The organism is Hymenobacter sp. 102, assembly GCF_049949205.1.
In the GTDB taxonomy this organism is placed as follows: domain Bacteria; phylum Bacteroidota; class Bacteroidia; order Cytophagales; family Hymenobacteraceae; genus Hymenobacter.
In genome coordinates, this window is record NZ_CP188172.1 from 931,244 (window position 1) to 950,193 (window position 18,950).

Here is an 18,950-nt window from a genome sequence, read left to right on the forward strand (position 1 = left end):
TGAACTGCGCCGGTTATTTTGCGTCGGCACCGGCAGCCGCTGCTACCAACTCCTGGCTTTCCTCCACAAACTGAATCCCGTAGCTTTCCTCCAGCTCCGCCAGAATTGGCTCGTATAGCTCCGGGGCGGTTGGGATAACCACGCCGCGCTGGGTAAGCTGCCCTTGGGTTAACCGGCGTACGGCCATAGCCAACGGCAGGCCCACGGTTTTGGCCATGGCCGTGTGCACGGCATCGTCGCCCAGCACCACCAAAGAGGACGTGTGACTGTGCCTCGCCCCATTCAGCTCATAGGCGAATTGGTGCTGCATTACAATCATATCCCGGTCGTGGGGTTGCAGGGCCCATTTTCCGGTGAGCAGCTTTTCCAGCAGCTGGGCGGGTGTGGCGTTGGCCGCCCCTACCGGCCGCTCCGTAAACAGCTCCAGCCACGCCAGGTGCTGCATGGTGGCTCCGGCGGGGTCCAGGCCCAGGTAAGCGGCTACCCGGGCGGCCGTGTCGCCGGGGCCGGTGGGCAGGTAGGCTTCCACCAGCTCCCGCCACGGCAGCGTAGCCGGGTTGTCGAGGTGCACGGCATCATCGGTGAGGCCCAGGCGCACCAGCGCGTGCCAGGCGGCGCAGTAGCCCGGCCGGCGCAGCGTACCGCGCAGCATTGTCGGAATATTCTCCAGGCCGTAAGGCGCGCGGTAGCTCAGCGAATCCCGGTTGGCATAGCCTTCAAACTCGCCGAAGCCGGGCACGGCCAGCGTTTCGGTGCGGGCAAACAAGTGCTGGTAAGGAATAAAGCGCGGGCGGCCGTTTTCCAGAAATTTGGCGGTATTCTGGCCGGCCAGCACCACGTTGCGCGGGTTCCAGGTAAACTTGTACTTCCACGGATTGTCCCCCTCTGCTTCCGGAGCCAGCAGCCCCCCGCAGTACGATTTAAACGACGTAACCACGCCGCCGCGCCGGCCGATATCCGTGAGCACCCGCATGGCCGACATGTGGTCAAGGCCAGGGTCGAGGCCGCACTCCATCAGAATCGTAATGCCAGCTGCCTGCGCTTCGCTATTCAGGGTCCGAATTTCCTCGCTCACGTAGCTGGCCGTGGCCAGATGCCGCCGGTGCCGGACACACGCCCGGGCCACCGCCCCGTGAAACAGGGCCGGCAGCATGGAAATCACCACGTCGGCCTGGGGCACCAGTTCTTCCAGGCGGGTTTCGTCGTGCACATCGAAGGGCACGGCGCGGGCATACTCGGAGTGGGCCGCCAGCACGGGAGCCAGGTGGGCGGGCTGCATGTCGGCTACGGTGAGGTACCAGCTTTCGGTGGGGGCGTGCAGCAGCAGGTACTGAATCAGGGAGGAAGCCGAGCGGCCGGCACCCAGCAGCAGAATACGGGTCATGTGGGGTGGGAAGGTGGATGGACTTGGCCTCCAATATCTGCATAATGCCCGAGAGAAAGGCCCACAGTAGTTCGGTAAGTCCGTTTTCAGTCCCCAGGCTTCTCCATCTGCAGAAGCACCTGAGTGTCTTCGCAAAAAAGGTTGTACATTCGCCGCCCCCTTTTTCACTACCCGGGGCCGCTTGCCGGTGCCGGGCCGTTCTTTGCCTCCCATGGCCCACCCCCTTCACCTGACCATCACCGTTGACGTGGTGGCTTCCGAAGCCGACCTTACCGCCGCCGAAGCCACCACCTGGCAGGCAGCCCGCGCGGCCACCGACCATGCGTACGCGCCCTACTCCCACTTTCACGTTGGCACGGCCCTGCTACTTGATGACGGCACCATTTTTCGCGGTACCAACCAGGAAAACGCGGCCTACCCGTCGGGTCTCTGCGCCGAGCGCACCGCGCTGTTTGGGTTGGCCGCCACGCAGCCGGAGCGGCGTATTGTGGGCATGGCCGTAGCCGCCCGCCCCGCCCACGGCGAGTTTGTACCGGTAACTTCCTGCGGGGCCTGCCGCCAGGTAATGGCCGAGTACGAGCACCGCCAGAAACAGGCCATTCCGCTGCTGCTGCCCGGCCCCCACGGCAGTATCTACCGGTTCCGCTCCCTCTCCGACCTACTGCCCTTCGGCTTCACGGCCGACGACCTGCCCTCGGCGCAATAGCCATGCAGGCCCGGGAACAGCACCTGGCCGTTACCCGCTCGGCCCGGTATTATCAGTTGGGCGAACTTACGGCCGCTACCCGGCGGGTGTGGTTTGTGGTGCACGGCTACGGACAGTTAGCCGCCTATTTCATCCGCCACTTCGCCCACCTCACCGCCGCCGACCCCGCGCTGGTGGTCATTGCGCCCGAAGGATTGTCGCGCTTTTACCTGCAGGGTACCTCCGGCCGGGTGGGTGCTACCTGGATGACGAAGGATGACCGGCTGACGGAAATTGCCGACTACGTGGGCTACCTTAATCAGCTGGCCGCCACCATACTGCCTCAGGCGGCATCGGCAGCAGAAATTACCGTACTGGGCTTCTCACAAGGGGCTGCTACCGTCAGCCGTTGGCTGGCCCAGGCGGTTTTTCAACCCAGCCATCTGGTGCTCTGGGCCGGGGGCTTTCCGCCGGATATGGAGCTACCCACGGCCACGCACCTGCTGGACCATGTGCCGGTTACGCTGGTGTGCGGCACCGAGGATGAGTACGTATCGGAGGCCCAGCTTCAGCAGCAGCAGCAGTTTCTGGCGCAGCTGGGTGCTACGCCCCGCCTCATCCGCTTTGCCGGCCGCCACACACTAGATGCCGCCACGCTTACTGAATTAGCGAATCAACTCTCATAAAAAAGGCTTCTCCTGCTGATAGGAGAAGCCTTTTTTATGAATAGAACAAGCGTTAGCCGCGCCGAATGGTGGTGGCCGCGCCCTGGGCTGCGGGCAGCAGCAGTACTTCGGCCACGTTCACGTGGGGTGGGCGCGTTACCATAAACCGAATCACATCGGCCACGTCCTCGGCCTGGAGCGGCTCAAACCCCTCATATACCTTGGCCGCCCGCCCCGTATCACCCTTGAAGCGCACTTCCGAAAACTCGGTTTCCACGGCCCCGGGGTTTACCTCCGCCACCCGAATGTTGTGGGGCAGCAAATCCAGCCGCATGCCTTTGGTGAGCGAGGCCACCGCGGCTTTGGAGGCGCAGTACACGTTGCCATTGGCGTAGGCCTCGTGCCCCGCAATGGAGCCGATGTTGATGATATGGCCCACGTTGCGGCGCATCATGGCAGGCAGCACGGCCCGGCTCACGTACAGCAGCCCTTTTACATTGCCGTCCAGCATATCGTCCCAATCCTGCGGATTGCCTTCCTGGATAGGTGCCAGCCCGTGGGCATTACCGGCGTTGTTGATGAGTACATCCACATCCTGAAACTCAGCGGGCAGACTTTGTACGGCCTGCTCTACGGCGGCCCGGTCACGCACGTCAAACGTGAGCAGGTGCGTGGGCGTACCGGCCAGTTGCTGCGCCAGCTCCTCCAGCCGCTCCCGGCGGCGGCCCGCCAGCACCAGCCGGAACCCGGCCCCTGCCAGGGCTACTGCCGTAGCCCGCCCAATGCCCGACGAAGCGCCGGTTACTAATGCAGTTTTCATTTTTCAGTAGCTAGATGTGCCTTCCCAGAGGACGGCGCTGGAATGAGTAGCCAGTCGCTAGACGTTCACGCTTATCGGCCCGACCAGATGTTCAGATACAGCGTCACGGTGTTGCTTTTCATACTCTGCAGGCTGCGGCTGTACACATCATTGTTGCCGGGCACGTACAGGTTGGTCAGGCCGTGGGAAAAGCGCAGTTCGGGCGAGAATTTGAAGAACGGGTAAAACAGGTCCATCCCCACCCCGTACTCCAGGGCCACATCCGAGCGGCTGGCTTCCAGCAGCGTCTGCTCCGTGTCCTTTTTTCGGCCCCCAATGGTAAAACTCGGCTTCACGCCCCCAATCAGGTACACCCGGGAGTTGCGCCGCCGCTGCGACTTCAGCTTGAACAGCAGCGGAAAATCCACCTGCGTCGTCCCGATTTCCTGGTCCTCGATTTCCTCCGGGTCGTTGGGATACTGGGCAGTGTTCTGCGCGTAGCCGTAGGGCTTAAACTCGATGCGCCGCGTCAGGAAGCTCACGCCGGGCGCGAAATTGAAGGCTCCGTAGTCGCCGATGCGCACATCGGCCAGGAAACCCACCGAGCCCCCGGGGCTTATCACCGAGTTGGCCGATACGCCGGTATAATTTGGGGCCGTTGGGAAAGCTGCCGCCGACTGCTCAATCTTGTAGCGCGAAAAGTTGGGGGCCACGTACATGCCCAAGTGCAGCCACCGACTGTCGTAGCCCGGCAGGTTGTTCACCGTCACCGATTTCACCCGGCCGCTTTTCCCTCGATTTGCGCCGGTGAGGCTTTTTTTCTGGGCCAAGCTTGATAGGGGCAGCAAACCCGCCACCGCTGCTACCGCAAGTAGCCGCATTACTTTTGTGCCGTGTAAATGGAGCTGATGCCGAACGTGAGGGGTTGCCATGCAGGAGAGGTAAAGCCAACTTTACGCAGAATGGTCAGAAAATCCTGCCCATCCGGAAATGCCTGCACCGATTCGGGCAGGTACGTGTAAGCGGCGCGGTCTTTGGAAATCAACTTGCCGAAAACTGGCAGGATGTTCTTGAAATAGAAGTTGTAGGCCTGTTTCATGGGGAAGGCTGTGGGCTTACTGAATTCCAGCACCACCATTTTGCCACCCGGCCGCAGCACCCGGTGCATTTCGGCCAGCCCCTTCTCCAGATTTTCAAAATTGCGCACCCCAAACGAGGCCGTTACGGCATCAAAGTGATTATCCGGAAACGGCAGCGCCTCCGAGTCGCCCAGTTCCAGCCGGATGCGGTGGCCCAGCCCCTTCTGCTGCAGCTTGCGCCGGCCCACTTCCAGCATGCCTTCCGAAATATCCACGCCCGTAATCTGGGCATCGGGCGCGGCGGCCCGCAGCGTTTCGATGGCAAAATCGGCGGTACCGGTGGCAATGTCCAGCACCCGGGCCGGCCGCAGTTGCTTGAGTTCGTCCACGGCCTTGCGCCGCCAGTATATGTCCGTGCCCACACTCAGAAAGTGGTTCAGGAAGTCATACTTGCCAGCAATGCTGTTGAACATCTGGGCCACCTGCGACTTCTTGCCGGCGGCGTCATCTTTGTAGGGAACTACGGACATATTTCTCAGGGCGAAGAACGAGAATACTCGGGCAAAATTGCCCATTTACAACGGCTCGCCCAGCATTATGTTAAAAAAAAACGGGTCGGGCTGCTGGCCCGACCCGTTTGCTTCAGCTAAACCCAACGCTTAGTCGTTGTCGGTCTTCACTTTGGTCTTCTCACCGTTGGCGTCTTTGGCCTTCGAGTCGATGGTACCGTCTTTGGTTACGGTCTTGCTCTTCTCGTCGTTGGCACCTTTGGTTTTCACTTTCACTTTGTCACTGTCCTCGTCCACTTTGGTTTTCACCTTGGTGCCGTCGGGCAGCTTGGCTTTGCTTTTGCCGGGCTGCAGCGGTGCCGTGGTGGTAGTAGTAGTCGATGACGACGAACCAGTAGAGTTGGCCCCCGAGTTCGGCGTGGGGTTGTTCAGTACCGGAGCGGCTTCGCCTTCCTTGGTAATCACGCGGAAGTCAGTACGGCGGTTCAGCTGCATGTTCTCCGGCGAATCGTTGGCGGCTACCGGACGACGCTCACCGTAGCTTACCGTTACCATGCGGGTTTCCGACACACCCGACTTCTTCAGGTAGTTGTACGCCACGTCGGCCCGGTTCTGGCCGAGTACCATGTTGTACTCGTCGGTGTTGCGCGAGTCGCAGTTACCTTCAATCGAGATGTTGATGCCGGGGTTAGCCTTCAACACCGCGCTGATTTTGTCCAGTTCTGTAATCGACTCCGGCCGTAGCTTGTACTTGTCGGTATCGAAGTAGATTGGCTTCAACTGAGCATAGTTTACTCCAGACGTGTCCACGTACGGTACGTAGAAGTCCTTAGTAATGGTGGTCGAGTCGTTGGTCGAAATCGGCACGGCAAACTCCTGCGTCTCGATGTTCTTACCATCCTTCGACACGGCTACCTGGTAGGTACGGCCCGAAAGCACGCTCACTTGGTAGTCGCCGGTTACCGGCTTGGTAATGTCGCGGTAGCTCAGGGCCGTTTTATCGGCCTGGGTGCCGCTGAATACCAGCTCCACGCCCGGAATTACCGTGCTGTCGCGCTGGCTCAGCACACGGCCCCGGATAATGGCGTTCTTGATGTAGTTGATGGTGTAGATATCCTTCTCACCGTAGCCCCCAATGCGGTACGACGACAGGTAAGCGTACGAGCCATCCGGCGACAGACGATAGTAGGTATCATCGTCGGGCGTGTTGATGGGGTAGCCCATGTTCTCGGCGCGGCTCCATTTGCGGCCCACCGAGTCCCACTCCGATTTGAAGATGTCGTACCCACCCATCGTGTTGTGCCCACGCGAGGAAAAGTACAGCGTCTTGCCGTCGCGGCTCAGGAACGGGCTGTCATCGTCGTAGGCCGTATTGATGGCGTTGCCGATGCTCTTGGCCGGTCCCCAGTCGCCGCCGGGCTGGCGGGTGGAGTAGTAGATATCCAGCGTGTTATCCTCCGAGTACTTGCTGGTGGAGAAGTACAGCGTCAGACCGTCCGGCGTGATGTACGCGTCACCTTCATAGCTCTTGGAGTTGATGTTGTTGTTCAGCTTTTTCGGTTCCGTCCAGTCTGCTCCCGACTTTTCCGAGTAGAAGATGTCGCCATCTTCATCGTTGCGGTACATGAGCAGCTTCGTGTCGTTATCGAACACCTGGATGGAGGCATCGTGGCCTTTGCCGTTCAGTACGGAGCTTAGCGAGCGGGGCTTTTCCCAGTTCTCATCATCGATACGTTTGGCTTCGTAGATGTTCTCGTAGTACTGGCCGTCGGCAGCAATTCCCCCTTTGCCTTTCTTCTTACCTTTCATATCCTCGGCAACAGGAGCATTGCTCATATTGTCGGAGCGGGACGTGAACAGCAGGATTTTGTCATCGTTGGAAATTACCGGGCTGTGCTCCGACCATTGCGTGTTGATGGTGGGGCCCAGGTTCTTCACGAAAATATCCTTGGGGCTGTTGAACTGCACCTTGGCGTTCTTACTGTGCTGAATCAGCTGTGCTAACTCCTTTTTGCGGGTGTCTTTCGGTTTCAGCGTGGCGTTGTACGTCTGGAAGTGCCCGATAGCCTCGTCGAAATTGTAGTTCAGGTGGTCAACCCGGCCCAGCCAATACTCCACATCCTTCGCTACGTTCTTCTTCAGGCGCTGCGCTTTATAGATATAGTCGCTGGCTTTTTCCTTATCAAAGGTCATGTAAGAAATGCCGGCCCGGAACAAAGCTTGCGCGTTGTTTGGTTCTTTGGCCAGCACCTGCTCGTAGTAGGGCAATGCCGCCCGGTAATTCTCCTGCCCGAAGAGTTTGTTCGCCGTCTTTAGCTGCGAACGGGTGCTCTGGGCCAGGGCGGGCTGGGCCACAGCAGCCGTAAGCGCGAAGGCGCACGAGGCTTTGAATAACCTTCTGACTAAGTTGTCCATTTTGGAAGAAGTTAGGGAAATAAGGAGTTGCAAAGGGAGTGAAACCCGGCACGCCGACTGCGCGGAACTGGTTTTCAAGAGTTGCCTCTTATACTGAAAACCAGTCTCAGGGTTGAGAGAATCCTCGGAAAAAAAGCAAAGCCACGTACCGAGGCAGTGGTTTTGCTTTCTCAACTTATATAAGCACCCCTAAAGCGGGGGGAATAAGCGGCCAAAGATAGAACTTTTAGTATACGGTTTGAGCCGTAGCTATTGTAGCGAAATACCTGACAGTGAATGGACAAAGAGTGGTTGTTTTTGTACTTAACATCTCTTCTGTAATCATTACCAGACGCACAAATATAGGTCGACTACTTAAATTACAATGTTTTTCCCCAAAAAATTATGTCAGTTACTACCATTTAGCGAATCCTTACCTTTGCGTTTGGCATCATTCGCTGAACCAATGAATATTCAGAGTGCAACTTTTCTGATGAGCAATTCCCGGGTGGAAGCCTGTCCGGCACCTACCCTGCCGGAATACGCCTTTATTGGCCGTTCCAACGTGGGAAAATCATCCCTGATCAATATGCTGACCAACCACAAGGGCTTGGCCAAAACCTCTTCCTTGCCGGGTAAAACCCAGTTAATCAATCATTTTATAATTAACAACAGCTGGTATCTGGTTGATTTACCCGGTTACGGATATGCCCGCGTCAGCAAAGATTCGCGGGAGAAATGGGGCCGGATGATTAATTATTATCTGCGGCGGCGGGAAAATTTACTTTGCGTGTTCGTGCTCATTGATTCCCGTCATTCGCCCCAGGCAGTTGACCTTGAATTTATTGAGCAGCTGGGGGAAGATGGAATTCCGTTTGTATTGGTTTTTACCAAGGCGGATAAACAATCCGGTTCTCGCACCCAGCAAAACGTAACGGAATATCTGCAAAAGCTGCAGGAAACCTGGGACGAGCTGCCCCGGCATTTTGTAACCTCGGCCGAGGAGAAAACAGGCCGGGAAGAACTGTTGGGATTTATTGCGGAGGTGAATCAGCAGTTCGCACAAAGCACCCAATAATGCGTAAATTGGCCTCGTAATTGCCTGGCCCGGGAGGAGCATCTGCCTCCGCTTGTTTTCGCTTTTCTCTGCTTACTTCTCCATGAAAAAATTTGCTTTCCTACTGGGTGTTGGTCTGCTGGCCTGCTCGGTTCCCTCCCTGGCCCAGAAGACCAAGGTAAAAGTTAAAACCGACGGCCCCGTACCTGCTACCCCGGAAACGGGGGAAACTGCCCCATCCGCTCCGGCCCATGCGCCAAAAGCCATTCCGGTAGCGGAGTACTACGAAGGCGGGCAGGAGGCAATGTACGCCTTCATCGAGAAGGAGCTGAAGTACCCCATCATGGCGCGGCGGAACCGAATTCAGGGCCAGTGCATCGTAAGCTTCACGCTGAACACCGACGGTACCATGTCGGGCATTAAACTAGTGAAGAACATTGGCGGCGGCTGCGGGGAAGAAGCCCTGCGCGTAGTGCGCCTGCTGAAGTTCAACAAGCCCGATTACGCCATTCTGACCAGCCTGCCCGTTACGTTTAAACTCCCAGCGCCCGGCCAGGCCGCCGCTGAGTAACTTTGCACTTTCCAACAACCGCTTACTTCTTATGCCCTACGACCTGAAGGAAATTGCCGCCATCAGCGGAATGCCCGGTCTGTACCGCTTGGTAAAGCCCACCCGCGCCGGCGTCATCATTGAAGCCCTCGACGAAAAAGGCACCCGCTCCGTTGCTTCGGCCCGCAACAAGGTCTCGCTGCTGCAGGAGATTTCCATGTACACCCAAGATTACGATCAGACGGTGCCGCTGACGGAGGTGTTTGACCGCATCCATCAGAAGCACGGTAAGGACTTGGCCATTACCAACAAATCGGATGACCGGGACCTGTCGGCTTTCATGGCCGACATCATGCCTGACTATGACCGGGAGCGGGTATATATGTCCGACATCAAGAAGCTGGTGCAGTGGTACCACGTGGTCAGCAAGAAGCTGGACTACCAGGCACCGGCTACCGAGGATGAGGCTCCGGCCGCAGAAGCAACTGAGGAAAAGCCTAAGGCCAAGAAAAAGGCGGCCAAGAAAGATGAGCCCGCCGCCGATGAGGCCCTGAGCACAGCCGGCATTATTCCGGCTGCCGAGGAAACCAACGCGGCCGGCAACCCCGAAGCCGGTGAGGCCAAACCCGCCAAAAAAACCACGAAGAAGGCCGAGTAGCGGCCCCTTCCTCACGCAAAAAGGCCACCCGGTTTCGGGTGGCCTTTTTGATTTTATTCAAGTAGCCTCCGCTAACCGGGACTACGCTTTCAGTACGGCGTCGTGGGCAAATTCGGCGGCGAGGAATTCCTCCACCTTTTCTACCAGCTCGGGTGAGCCGATGAACAGGGGGCACCGCTCGTGCAGGTCGCGGGGCTCCAGCTCCAGAGTGCGGCGGCGGCCGTTGCTGGATTTACCCCCGGCCTGTTCCACAATGAAAGCCAGCGGGTTGCACTCGTACATGAGGCGCAGCTTACCGTTAGGGGCCTTTTTTGAAGTCGGGTACATGTAGATGCCGCCCTTCAGCAGGTTACGGTGGAAATCGGCTACCAGGGAGCCAATGTAGCGGGCCGAGTAGTTCTGCTCTTTGCAGTAGGCCACAAAAGACTTCATGCCCTCAGAGAAGGACTCCGAAACGCCCTCGTTGATAGAGTAGATGGCCCCCGATTTGGGCGTCTGGATGTTGGGGTGCGAGAGGAAGAACTCGCCCAGGCTGGGCTCATAGGTGAAGCCGTTGACGCCGTTGCCGGTGGTGTACACCAGCATGGTGCTGGAGCCGTAAATCACGTAGCCGGCCGCTACCTGGTGGGTGCCGGTTTGCAGGCAGTCCTGGGTGGTACCTTCCAGGCCGGTGGGCGATACGCGGCGGTAGATGCTGAAAATGGTGCCAATGCTTACGTTCACATCAATATTCGAGGAGCCGTCCAGCGGATCAATGGCCACCACGTACTTGCCCTGGGTATTGCCGGTCTGAATCATCTCGTCGTCTTCCTCCGAAATGATAGTGCACACCTCGCCCCCGTTGCGCAGGGCCCGGATAAAGCGAATGTTGGCAATGACGTCGAGCTTTTGCTGGTCTTCGCCCTGCACGTTGCGGTTGCCGTAGGCGCCGGCAATGTCGATGAGGCCGGAGCGGTTGATTTCCCGGTTTACGATTTTGGCCGCCAAAGCAATGTCGCGCAGCAATTGGGAAAGCTCCCCGGTGGCGTAGGGGAAATCCTCCTGCTTGCGCATAATGAAGCGGTCCAGGGTGGTACCAACAGGCAGGGCCAGTTTGTCGTGGTTGGTCATGGGCTGAGTGGGAATGATGCGGGTGGCAAAGGCCAAAATTAACCAATTTGCCGCAGAGCCACAGCGAAATTTCGCTACCTGTTTATTTTCCTGCTTCGGAGAGGCTGTCCTGCCGGCATTTAGGCAGAATGCACGCCTTGGCCCTACATTTGGGCCATGCAGGAACCGCAGCAACTCCGGATTTTCAAGTTTGGCGGCGCATCCGTGAAAGATGCCGCCGCCATCCGTAACCTGGTGCACATTACCCAAACCTACGGTCAGCCCGGGCCGCTGGTGGTGGTGGTATCGGCCATGGGCAAGACGACCAATGCCCTGGAAGAAATCTTTCAACTAGCCCAAACCGGGCAGGAATACAGCACCCAACTCTCGACGCTACGCAATTTCCATCTGCAGGTAGCCACCGAACTGGGAGCCACCGATGAAGCCGCCGGTACACCAGCCCTGACCGAATTGCTGGAGCAGCTGCAGGACCGCCTGGCGACGCTGCAGCCCGGCGACTTCGACAAGCAGTACGACCAGGTGGTAAGCTTCGGGGAACTGCTGGCGACGCGCATTGTGGCCCGGGCCCTGCAGGCGCAGTGGCTGGATTGCCGTACGCTTATCCGTACCGACCACACCTGGCGTGAGGGCCGGGTGGCCTGGCCCGCTACCGAGCGGCTGCTCGCCAGTACCCTGCCCGCACGGCTGGCCCACGGCCCGGTAGTAACGCAGGGCTTTCTGGGCGGCACCTCCAGCGGCCAGACCACTACCCTGGGCCGGGAGGGCTCCGATTATACGGCCGCCATTCTGGCCTACTGCCTGGGGGCCGCTTCGGTCACCATCTGGAAGGATGTAGCGGGCCTGCTGAACGCCGACCCCAAGATTTTTGCCGACACGGTGCGCTACCCCGAAATCAGCTACCAGGAAACCATTGAAATGGCGTACTACGGGGCTTCGGTGATTCACCCCAAAACCATTAAGCCACTGGCTGTGAAGCAGATTCCGCTGTTGGTAAAGTCGTTTGTGGACCCCGCGGCCGAGGGCACCGTGATTCACGACTGCCGGCACGGGCTGCTGGTGCCCGCCCTGATTCGTAAGACCGGGCAGTGCCTGGTTTCCTTTGAGTCCAAGGACCTGACGTTTATTTCGGAGGAAAACCTGGAGGTGATTTTCGGGGCGCTGGCGCAGGTGCGGCTCAAGATTCATCTGATGCAGAACTCGGCCATCAGCTTCTCGGTGTGCACTGATTTCTCGGCTTACCGGCTTGAAAAGCTGCTGGGCGTGCTGCGGGAGCAGTTCACCATTCACTACAACACCGGCCTGGAACTCTACACCATCAAAAACTACGACGCCGCCAGCATCCGGCGGCTGACCGAGGGCCGGGAGCTGCTGCTGGAGCAGCGCACCCGCCAGACGTTCCAGTTTGTGTGCCGAGGCGGTGAAAACGAGTGGATTAAATAGGCCCACGCGGCGGCTTGGCGGCCGACATGAAACAATTTTGCCCGGCCGGGCCTTATAGCCGTATCTTTGCGGAGAATTATTCTCATCTGGTGAACCACACGTCTGACCATTCGCACCCTGCTCCTACGGCCGGCCACCTGCGCGACCGGCTGGCTGCTGCTGGCCTGCGGGCTACCCAGCAGCGCCTGCTGATTCTGGAAAGCCTGCTGGTGCTGCCGGGCCACCCCACGGCCGAGCAGGTGCACCGGCGCGTGACCGAGCAGACCCCGTCGGTATCGTTGGGCACGGTGTACAAAACCCTTGATGCGTTTGTAGCCGCCGGCCTCACCAAGCGGGTAGCGTCGGCCGAGGGCTCCTCCCGCCGCTACGACGCTGACTGCACCGAGCACCACCACCTGTTCTGCGCCAATACGCAGGAAATCATTGATTACTGCGACCCGCAGCTGGATGCCCTCATCCGGGACTTCTTCGCCACCAAGGGCCTGACGGGCTTTCAGCCCCACTCCTTCTCGTTGCACGTAACGGGCAACAAGGTGCTGAGCTAAACCGGCCGGCTTACAGCCTCGGCGGCAGTTTCAGCTGCCTTTTTCCTTCTACTTCCTTTTTTCACCATTTTCCATACCTCATGGCAGTTCTCGTAGGCAAACGTGCTCCTTCTTTCAAAGCTACCGCCGTTATTGACGGCGAATTCGAGGAGGATTTCTCGCTTGACCGTTATCTGGGCAAGAAGCACGTCATCTTCTACTTCTACCCCGCCGACTTCACGTTCGTGTGCCCCACCGAAATCATTGCGTTCCAGGACCGTCTGGCCGATTTCGAAGCCAAAGGTGTAGCCATTGTGGGCTGCTCCACCGATACGCACTTCTCGCACTTTGCCTGGCTGCAGACCCCGCGCGACAACGGCGGTATTGAGGGCGTAAAATACCCGCTGGTAGCCGATGCCACCAAAACCATTGCCGCCAACTACGACGTGCTGGGCGGTCATTACGACTACAACGAAGCCGGCGAAATGACCTTCGTGGGCTCGCCCCTGGCCTACCGCGGCCTGTTCCTGATTGATAAGGACGGCATTGTGCGCCATCAGGTAGTAAACGACGGTCCGCTGGGCCGCAGCATCGACGAAGCCATGCGCATGGTGGACGCTCTGCAATACTTCGAAGTAAAAGGCGAAGTATGCCCCGCCAACTGGGAAGAAGGCAAAGAGGCTATGTCGGCCACCCGCGAAGGTGTAGCCAACTACCTGGGCAAGCACGCGGCTCACTAGTGCTTAGTGCTTAGTGCTTAGTGCTTAGAATGTATGAAAAAGGCTTCGTCGGGTTACGGCGGAGCCTTTTTCGTGGGGCTGCGGGCAAAAGACCTATTTTTGCAGCAGCGCGGCCTGCCGCCATTATAAGCACACTCTCCTTTGGCTTCCTGATGTAAGCCTTACTTCCTATAGAACCACCTCTTGCGCTTTCTCTATACCATTGGCCTGCACCTGTATGCGCTGCTGCTGCGGCTGGTAGCACCGTTCGTACCCAAAGCGGCGCAGTGGACGGCTGGGCGGCGCGGGCTGCTGCCGCAGATTGAGGGCGCGCTGGCGGCCGATACGGCTACGCGCGTGTGGTTTCACTGCGCCTCGCTGGGCGAGTTTGAGCAGGGCCGCCCGCTGATGGAAGCCTACGCGGCGCAGTATCCGGACCACAAGATTGTGCTGACGTTCTTCTCGCCTTCGGGCTACGAAATCCGCAAAAACTGGGCGGGGGCCGATTACGTGTTCTACCTCCCCCTGGATACGGCTGCCAATGCCCGCACTTTTTTGGCGGCGGTGCAGCCCCGGCTGGCCGTGTTTGTGAAGTACGAGTTCTGGTATTACTTCCTCACCGAGCTGCAGCGACGGCAGGTGCCCACGGTGTGCGTATCGGCCATTTTTCGGCCCGAGCAGGTGTTTTTCCAGCCCTGGGGCGGGTTCTTTCGGCGTATTCTGAGCCGATTCACGCACATCTTCACCCAGAACCAAACCAGCCTGGACCTGCTGCGCCAGGCCGGCATCAGCCAGGCCAGCGTGGCCGGCGACACCCGCTTCGATACGGTGGTGCGCACGGCCGAAGCCTCGGCCCGCTCCCTGCCACTGGTGGATGCCTTCACCGACGACTGGGCTCCGGTGCTGATTGTGGGCAGCAGCTGGCCCGAAGACCTGCCGGTGCTCACGCCCCTGCTGCAGCAGTACCAGCAGGAGCTGCGCTTCATTGTGGCCCCCCACGAAATCAGCGAAACCAACCTCCGCCTCGTGGAAGCTACCCTGCCCGGTCAGGTGGTGCGCTACTCCCAGGCCCAGGCAGCTACTGTGGCGCAGGCCCGGGTGCTGCTCATGGACAACGTGGGCCTGCTCAGCCAGCTCTACCGCTTCGGGCATTTCGCCTACATCGGGGGCGCGTTTGGCAAGGGGCTGCACAATACGCTGGAGGCCGCGGCCTTTGGGCTGCCACTCTTCTTCGGGCCCACTTACCACAAATTTCAGGAAGCCCAGGATTTGGTAGAGCTGGGATGCGCCTTTCCGATTTCCTCGGCCGAGGAGCTGCTAACTGCCTTCGGCCCCTTATTTCACCGGGAAGAAGCCCGTCTGCAGGTGCAGGATGTCAGCCTGGACTACGTACACGACCACAGCGGCGCCACCCGCAAGATTATGCACTGGATTGGTGAAATAGTGAAATGGTGAGTTTTTGATGTTCTATCGGTGCTACCCGTGCGCATTGCACATCAAACTCACCATTTCACTATTTCACCATCTCACCATTTCACAACTTCACCTCCATGACCGGAACCATCGTTAAATCCACGGGCTCGTGGTACGTGGTGCGCGAGGCCTCCGGGCAGCTGCACCGCTGCCGCCTGCGGGGCAAATTCAAGCACAAAGGCCTCAAGGTCAGCAACCCGCTGGCCGTGGGCGACCAGGTGGAGTTTACGGTGGAGGAGCAGACCGAAGGCGCGGGCGTAATTCACCACATCGAGCCCCGGCGCAACTACATCATCCGCCGCTCGGTGCACAAAACCGAGCACGCCCACATTGTGGCCGCTAACCTCGACCAGGCCCTGCTGGTCGTTACCCTGGCCTCGCCGGCTACCTCATTCGGGTTCATCGACCGGTTTCTGGTCACGGCCGAGGCCTACCGGATTCCCGTGACGCTGCTGTTCAACAAGACCGACCTCTACGACGAAGACCTGGCCGATTATCAGGACCAGATTCTGAAGATGTATGACCGCGTGGGCTACCCCGGCCTGCGTTGCTCGGCGCACACCGGCGAGGGCGTGGCGGCCATTGATGCCCTGCTGGATGGCAGAGTATCGTTGCTCTCGGGCCACTCGGGCGTGGGCAAGAGCACGCTCATCAACGCGCTGGTGCCGGATCTGGACCTGAAAACGGCCGAAATCAGCGAATTTTCGGACAAGGGCGTGCACACCACCACCTTCGCCGAAATGCTGGAGGTGCGCCCCGGCACGTACCTGATTGATACGCCCGGCATTAAGGAACTGGGCCTGGTGGATATGAAACCCGGCGAACTGGCGCACTACTTCCCCGAGATGCGCGCTTTGCTCAACCAGTGTCGCTACCACAACTGCCAGCACCTGCACGAGCCCGGCTGCGCCGTGCGCGAAGCCGTGGACAAAGGCCGCATTGCCCTCCCCCGCTACGACAGCTACGTGAGCATGCTGGAAGCCGAGGACAACCGGAAGTAGCGTTGCTCGTTGTTAGTTGTTCGTTGCTCGTGGTCAGTTTTCCGCTATTGATGACTGACAACGGAGAACGAATAACGACCAACAAACAACTCCCAACTAACAATTTCCTCCTTGACACCACATAACGTAGCCTTCCTCGGCCTGGGAAATATGGGCGAGGCCATGGCTGAAAACCTGTTGAAAGCCGGCCACCGGCTGACCGTGTATAACCGCACCGCCAGCAAAGCCGCCAGCCTCAAAAAGCGGGGCGCCACCGTGGCCGCCACTCCGGCCGAAGCGGTGACGGGCGCGGCCTTCGTGTTTACGATGGTAACCGATGATGCCGCGCTGGAAGAGCTGTGCCTGGGCCCCGATGGGCTACTGCCAGCCTTACCCGCCGGGGCCGTGCACGCCTCCTGCAGCACCGTAGCCCCCGATACCAACCGCCGCCTCGCCGAAGCCCACGTCCGCCATGGCAGCACCCTGGTAGCCACGCCCGTGTTTGGCAAACCCGATGTGGCCGCCGCCGCTAAATTGTGGCTGGCCGTTTCCGGTGAAGCCACTGCCCGGCGTAAGGTTACGCCCCTGCTCAAAGCACTGGGCCAGGGCGTGCATGATTTCGGCGACGACCCGGGCGCGGCCAGCACCGTGAAGCTCTGCGGCAATTTTATGCTGGGGGCCGCCATTGAGGCCATGGCCGAGGCCTTCACGCTGGCTCAGAAAAGCGGCCTCGACCGGCAGCAGGTGTACGAGTTCTTCACCGCTACCCTGTTCAACACGCCCATTCACAAGGGCTATGGCAAGCTGGTGGCCGAGCGGCACTACCAGCCCGTGGGGGCGGCCCCGGCCATCATTCGCAAGGATATGCGCCTAGTGCTGGATGAGTCGCGCACTTACCTGGTGCCCATGCCCTTCGCCAACATCCTCCACGACCACCTTTCCACCACCGTAGCTAAAGGCGAAAAAGTGGATTGGGCCGGTTTCGCCGAGCGCATCACCGACGGCGCCGGGTTGTAGTATCTGAGCGGCACGAAGTTAACTGTCACGCAGAGGCGTAACCGAAGTACCCAGCCTGATACCATAAAAAAGGCCCGGCTGAAACAGCCGGGCTTTTTCAACCAATCAGAAATTTTTCCGGAGAATTACTTAGCCAGCGGCAGTACTACCCCGTCGATGACGTGCGTTACGCCGTTGCTGGAAATAACGTCGGGAGTCAGAATGTTGACCGGGGCATCTTTGCCGTTGCCAATCATGATTTTACCGTCCTTCACCATCACTTTCAGCTTCTCGCCGTTCATGGTGGTCAGTTCCTGACCATCTTTCAGATCCTGAGCCACCAGGCGGCCCTGGATAACGTGGTAGGTGAGTACGCCTTTCAGCTTTTCCTTGCTCTCGGGTTTCAGCAGGCCGGCCAGCGCCCCGTTGGGCAGTTTATCAAAGGCTGCATTGGTGGGGGCAAATACCGTGAAGGGACCAGGGCCGCTGAGGGCCCCATCGAGGCCGGCGGCCTGCACGGCTTTCACCAGGGTGCTCACGCTCGAAGCCATTACGGCATTCTGCACGATGGTTTTGTCGGGCGTCATGGCTACGCCGTCCACCATCACACCTTCCGTCTTACCCATGCGGGCTGAGTCCGAGAGCATGGCAGTGGAATCGACGGTGGTTTCCATCGAGTCGGTGCGGGTGGTGGTAGTGGTATCGGCGGTTTTGTTGTCGCCGCAGCTGCTGAGGCTGAGCACGGTGGCCGAAAACAGAGACAGAGTGGCGAAACGCAGTACGTGATTCATACCGGGGTGAGGCGTATGGTTAGGATGGAATGATGAGTTGGCAGGCGCAGCCTGCGCGGGCGGTATCCTTACGGAACATAGCCCGGCTTGGATGCTTGCCGGTACGCATTTTGGCTACCTTTGTGCCCGGCGGCACCCGCCAGCGGCCCTTTCTGCGTATAGCGGGCCGTACCACCCTAGTTTCACTACTAATGAAAACTGCCGAAATCCACACCAACAAGGGCGTGATGAAAGTTGAGTTCTATGAGCAAGACGCTCCTAACACCGTGAAAAACTTCACTGATCTGGCCCAGAAAGGCTACTACGACGGCCTGAAGTTTCACCGCGTTATCCCCAATTTCGTAATTCAGGGCGGCTGCCCTAACTCCCGGGCCGGTGCCAGCGGCACGCCCGGTACCGGCGGCCCCGGCTACAAAATCGACTGCGAACTGAACGGCGGCAACCAGTACCATGACCGGGGTGTGCTGAGCATGGCCCACGCCGGCCGCAACACCGGTGGCTCGCAGTTCTTCATCTGCCACTCCCGCGACAACACCGCCCACCTGGACCGTAACCACACCTGCTTCGGCAAAGTGGTGGAAGGCCAGGACATCATCGACCAGATCAAAGCCAACGACACCATCGACAAGATTGTGGTGAACGAGGCGTAAGCTCCGGCTTCGTTTCAATGGTAAAAGGCCCCGCCTACCTCAGTGGTAAGCGGGGCCTTTATATGTCTATTAGCAGCTTAGCGCTTCTGGAAGATCCAGCGGCAGCCGGGCTGGTATTTCTTGTACACGGGCCGGTGCATGCCGCCTTTGTAGAAACGGGCGTTGCCACCGCGGTTGGCCGAAGCCGGGAGGCTGGGGGCCAGCAGAGCAAGAACCAGGGCGAGGCAGGCGAAACGGGCGGCGAGAACAGCTTTCATATCCGGGAGCAACAGGAGTGGTCGGGAGAGAGTGGTAGGCGGCTTGCCTGCCGGGAACACTACAAAGGAACGGGACCTTGGCCGCTCCCAAAGTTCTTCTTCGCCAAGCTGGGCTAGTTTCTCTCCGAACGAGTTCTTTTTCTGTTTGGAGTCGGGAACCGGCAAAAAGGTCGAACGCCCCGCGCACCAATCGGCACGCGGGGCGTTTGACTATGTACTCACCAACTGGC

General features: G+C 59.1%; 20 protein-coding genes. 12 read left to right on the plus strand and 8 right to left on the minus strand.

From position 1 onward, the window contains the following. Positions 1–13: 13 nt before the first annotated feature. Complete coding sequence (locus tag ACN19L_RS04085; protein ID WP_426492269.1) at positions 14–1,384, minus strand: saccharopine dehydrogenase C-terminal domain-containing protein; 1,371 nt, start codon at positions 1,382–1,384, stop codon at positions 14–16. A gap of 211 nt (positions 1,385–1,595) precedes the next feature. Here ACN19L_RS04085 and cdd point away from each other — a divergent pair, with 211 nt between their 5' ends. Beyond that, the gene (gene cdd, locus ACN19L_RS04090; RefSeq protein ID WP_426492270.1) at positions 1,596–2,090 is read left to right on the plus strand and encodes a cytidine deaminase; all 495 of its coding nucleotides are present in this window, start codon (positions 1,596–1,598) and stop codon (positions 2,088–2,090) included. Between the two features lie 2 nt (positions 2,091–2,092). Further along, positions 2,093–2,755, plus strand: a complete 663-nt coding sequence (locus ACN19L_RS04095; protein WP_426492271.1) for an alpha/beta hydrolase — start codon at positions 2,093–2,095, stop codon at positions 2,753–2,755. Positions 2,756–2,807: 52 nt separating this feature from the next. Here the strand turns inward: ACN19L_RS04095 and ACN19L_RS04100 are convergent, their stop codons facing one another. From ACN19L_RS04100 to ACN19L_RS04115, 4 genes are all read right to left on the minus strand, one after another. Then, the gene (locus ACN19L_RS04100) at positions 2,808–3,554 is read right to left on the minus strand and encodes an SDR family NAD(P)-dependent oxidoreductase (protein WP_426492272.1); all 747 of its coding nucleotides are present in this window, start codon (positions 3,552–3,554) and stop codon (positions 2,808–2,810) included. Positions 3,555–3,625: 71 nt separating this feature from the next. Continuing rightward, positions 3,626–4,363 carry a porin family protein gene (locus tag ACN19L_RS04105; protein ID WP_426492273.1) on the minus strand — a complete coding sequence of 246 codons (738 nt, stop codon included), beginning with the start codon at positions 4,361–4,363 and terminating at the stop codon, positions 3,626–3,628. Between the two features lie 50 nt (positions 4,364–4,413). After that, positions 4,414–5,142, minus strand: a complete 729-nt coding sequence (gene ubiE / locus ACN19L_RS04110; RefSeq protein ID WP_426492274.1) for a bifunctional demethylmenaquinone methyltransferase/2-methoxy-6-polyprenyl-1,4-benzoquinol methylase UbiE — start codon at positions 5,140–5,142, stop codon at positions 4,414–4,416. A 129-nt stretch (positions 5,143–5,271) separates the two neighbouring features. Then, positions 5,272–7,536, minus strand: coding sequence for an OmpA family protein (locus tag ACN19L_RS04115; protein ID WP_426492275.1), 2,265 nt, complete (start codon positions 7,534–7,536; stop codon positions 5,272–5,274). Between the two features lie 445 nt (positions 7,537–7,981). Between ACN19L_RS04115 and yihA the strand changes: the two genes are divergently transcribed. The 3 genes from yihA to ACN19L_RS04130 all read left to right on the plus strand — a co-directional run bounded on the left by yihA (position 7,982) and on the right by ACN19L_RS04130 (position 9,780). Continuing rightward, the gene (yihA, locus tag ACN19L_RS04120; protein ID WP_426493562.1) at positions 7,982–8,593 is read left to right on the plus strand and encodes a ribosome biogenesis GTP-binding protein YihA/YsxC; all 612 of its coding nucleotides are present in this window, start codon (positions 7,982–7,984) and stop codon (positions 8,591–8,593) included. An 82-nt stretch (positions 8,594–8,675) separates the two neighbouring features. Continuing rightward, on the plus strand, positions 8,676–9,143 hold the full coding sequence (locus ACN19L_RS04125; protein WP_426492276.1) for an energy transducer TonB: 468 nt from the start codon (positions 8,676–8,678) through the stop codon (positions 9,141–9,143). Between the two features lie 31 nt (positions 9,144–9,174). After that, positions 9,175–9,780, plus strand: coding sequence for a DUF5606 domain-containing protein (locus tag ACN19L_RS04130; RefSeq protein WP_426492277.1), 606 nt, complete (start codon positions 9,175–9,177; stop codon positions 9,778–9,780). 81 nt (positions 9,781–9,861) lie between these two features. Here ACN19L_RS04130 and fbp read toward each other — a convergent pair whose 3' ends face one another. Beyond that, on the minus strand, positions 9,862–10,890 hold the full coding sequence (gene fbp / locus ACN19L_RS04135; RefSeq protein WP_426493563.1) for a class 1 fructose-bisphosphatase: 1,029 nt from the start codon (positions 10,888–10,890) through the stop codon (positions 9,862–9,864). A 156-nt stretch (positions 10,891–11,046) separates the two neighbouring features. Here fbp and ACN19L_RS04140 point away from each other — a divergent pair, with 156 nt between their 5' ends. The 6 genes from ACN19L_RS04140 to ACN19L_RS04165 all read left to right on the plus strand — a co-directional run bounded on the left by ACN19L_RS04140 (position 11,047) and on the right by ACN19L_RS04165 (position 17,043). Continuing rightward, complete coding sequence (locus ACN19L_RS04140) at positions 11,047–12,330, plus strand: aspartate kinase (protein WP_426492278.1); 1,284 nt, start codon at positions 11,047–11,049, stop codon at positions 12,328–12,330. Positions 12,331–12,419: 89 nt separating this feature from the next. Then, entirely contained in the window at positions 12,420–12,875 is a 456-nt protein-coding gene (locus tag ACN19L_RS04145) for a Fur family transcriptional regulator (RefSeq protein ID WP_170172534.1), read from the plus strand. A gap of 80 nt (positions 12,876–12,955) precedes the next feature. Then, complete coding sequence (locus tag ACN19L_RS04150) at positions 12,956–13,594, plus strand: peroxiredoxin (RefSeq protein WP_125418951.1); 639 nt, start codon at positions 12,956–12,958, stop codon at positions 13,592–13,594. 183 nt (positions 13,595–13,777) lie between these two features. Beyond that, a complete protein-coding gene (locus ACN19L_RS04155) occupies positions 13,778–15,028 on the plus strand; it encodes a 3-deoxy-D-manno-octulosonic acid transferase (protein ID WP_426492279.1) in 1,251 nt (416 codons plus the stop codon). Between the two features lie 95 nt (positions 15,029–15,123). Continuing rightward, entirely contained in the window at positions 15,124–16,047 is a 924-nt protein-coding gene (rsgA, locus tag ACN19L_RS04160; protein ID WP_426492280.1) for a ribosome small subunit-dependent GTPase A, read from the plus strand. A 111-nt stretch (positions 16,048–16,158) separates the two neighbouring features. Beyond that, positions 16,159–17,043, plus strand: a complete 885-nt coding sequence (locus ACN19L_RS04165) for an NAD(P)-dependent oxidoreductase (protein WP_426492281.1) — start codon at positions 16,159–16,161, stop codon at positions 17,041–17,043. 125 nt (positions 17,044–17,168) lie between these two features. Here the strand turns inward: ACN19L_RS04165 and ACN19L_RS04170 are convergent, their stop codons facing one another. Beyond that, a complete protein-coding gene (locus tag ACN19L_RS04170; RefSeq protein ID WP_426492282.1) occupies positions 17,169–17,813 on the minus strand; it encodes a fasciclin domain-containing protein in 645 nt (214 codons plus the stop codon). 191 nt (positions 17,814–18,004) lie between these two features. Between ACN19L_RS04170 and ACN19L_RS04175 the strand changes: the two genes are divergently transcribed. After that, complete coding sequence (locus tag ACN19L_RS04175; protein WP_426492283.1) at positions 18,005–18,463, plus strand: peptidylprolyl isomerase; 459 nt, start codon at positions 18,005–18,007, stop codon at positions 18,461–18,463. Between the two features lie 77 nt (positions 18,464–18,540). On the opposite strand, the gene ACN19L_RS04180 is transcribed toward ACN19L_RS04175, so the two are convergent. After that, entirely contained in the window at positions 18,541–18,720 is a 180-nt protein-coding gene (locus tag ACN19L_RS04180) for a hypothetical protein (RefSeq protein WP_426492284.1), read from the minus strand. Positions 18,721–18,950 lie beyond the last annotated feature (230 nt).

Coding starts and splice junctions, on each gene's coding strand:
- ACN19L_RS04085 (WP_426492269.1), bottom strand. CDS start 1,384: ATGACCCGTATTCTGCTGCTGGGTGCCGGCCGCTCGGCTTCCTCCCTG.
- cdd (WP_426492270.1), top strand. CDS start 1,596: ATGGCCCACCCCCTTCACCTGACCATCACCGTTGACGTGGTGGCTTCC.
- ACN19L_RS04095 (WP_426492271.1), top strand. CDS start 2,093: ATGCAGGCCCGGGAACAGCACCTGGCCGTTACCCGCTCGGCCCGGTAT.
- ACN19L_RS04100 (WP_426492272.1), bottom strand. CDS start 3,554: ATGAAAACTGCATTAGTAACCGGCGCTTCGTCGGGCATTGGGCGGGCT.
- ubiE (WP_426492274.1), bottom strand. CDS start 5,142: ATGTCCGTAGTTCCCTACAAAGATGACGCCGCCGGCAAGAAGTCGCAG.
- ACN19L_RS04115 (WP_426492275.1), bottom strand. CDS start 7,536: ATGGACAACTTAGTCAGAAGGTTATTCAAAGCCTCGTGCGCCTTCGCG.
- yihA (WP_426493562.1), top strand. CDS start 7,982: ATGAATATTCAGAGTGCAACTTTTCTGATGAGCAATTCCCGGGTGGAA.
- ACN19L_RS04125 (WP_426492276.1), top strand. CDS start 8,676: ATGAAAAAATTTGCTTTCCTACTGGGTGTTGGTCTGCTGGCCTGCTCG.
- ACN19L_RS04130 (WP_426492277.1), top strand. CDS start 9,175: ATGCCCTACGACCTGAAGGAAATTGCCGCCATCAGCGGAATGCCCGGT.
- fbp (WP_426493563.1), bottom strand. CDS start 10,890: ATGACCAACCACGACAAACTGGCCCTGCCTGTTGGTACCACCCTGGAC.
- ACN19L_RS04140 (WP_426492278.1), top strand. CDS start 11,047: ATGCAGGAACCGCAGCAACTCCGGATTTTCAAGTTTGGCGGCGCATCC.
- ACN19L_RS04150 (WP_125418951.1), top strand. CDS start 12,956: ATGGCAGTTCTCGTAGGCAAACGTGCTCCTTCTTTCAAAGCTACCGCC.
- rsgA (WP_426492280.1), top strand. CDS start 15,124: ATGACCGGAACCATCGTTAAATCCACGGGCTCGTGGTACGTGGTGCGC.
- ACN19L_RS04170 (WP_426492282.1), bottom strand. CDS start 17,813: ATGAATCACGTACTGCGTTTCGCCACTCTGTCTCTGTTTTCGGCCACC.
- ACN19L_RS04175 (WP_426492283.1), top strand. CDS start 18,005: ATGAAAACTGCCGAAATCCACACCAACAAGGGCGTGATGAAAGTTGAG.
- ACN19L_RS04180 (WP_426492284.1), bottom strand. CDS start 18,720: ATGAAAGCTGTTCTCGCCGCCCGTTTCGCCTGCCTCGCCCTGGTTCTT.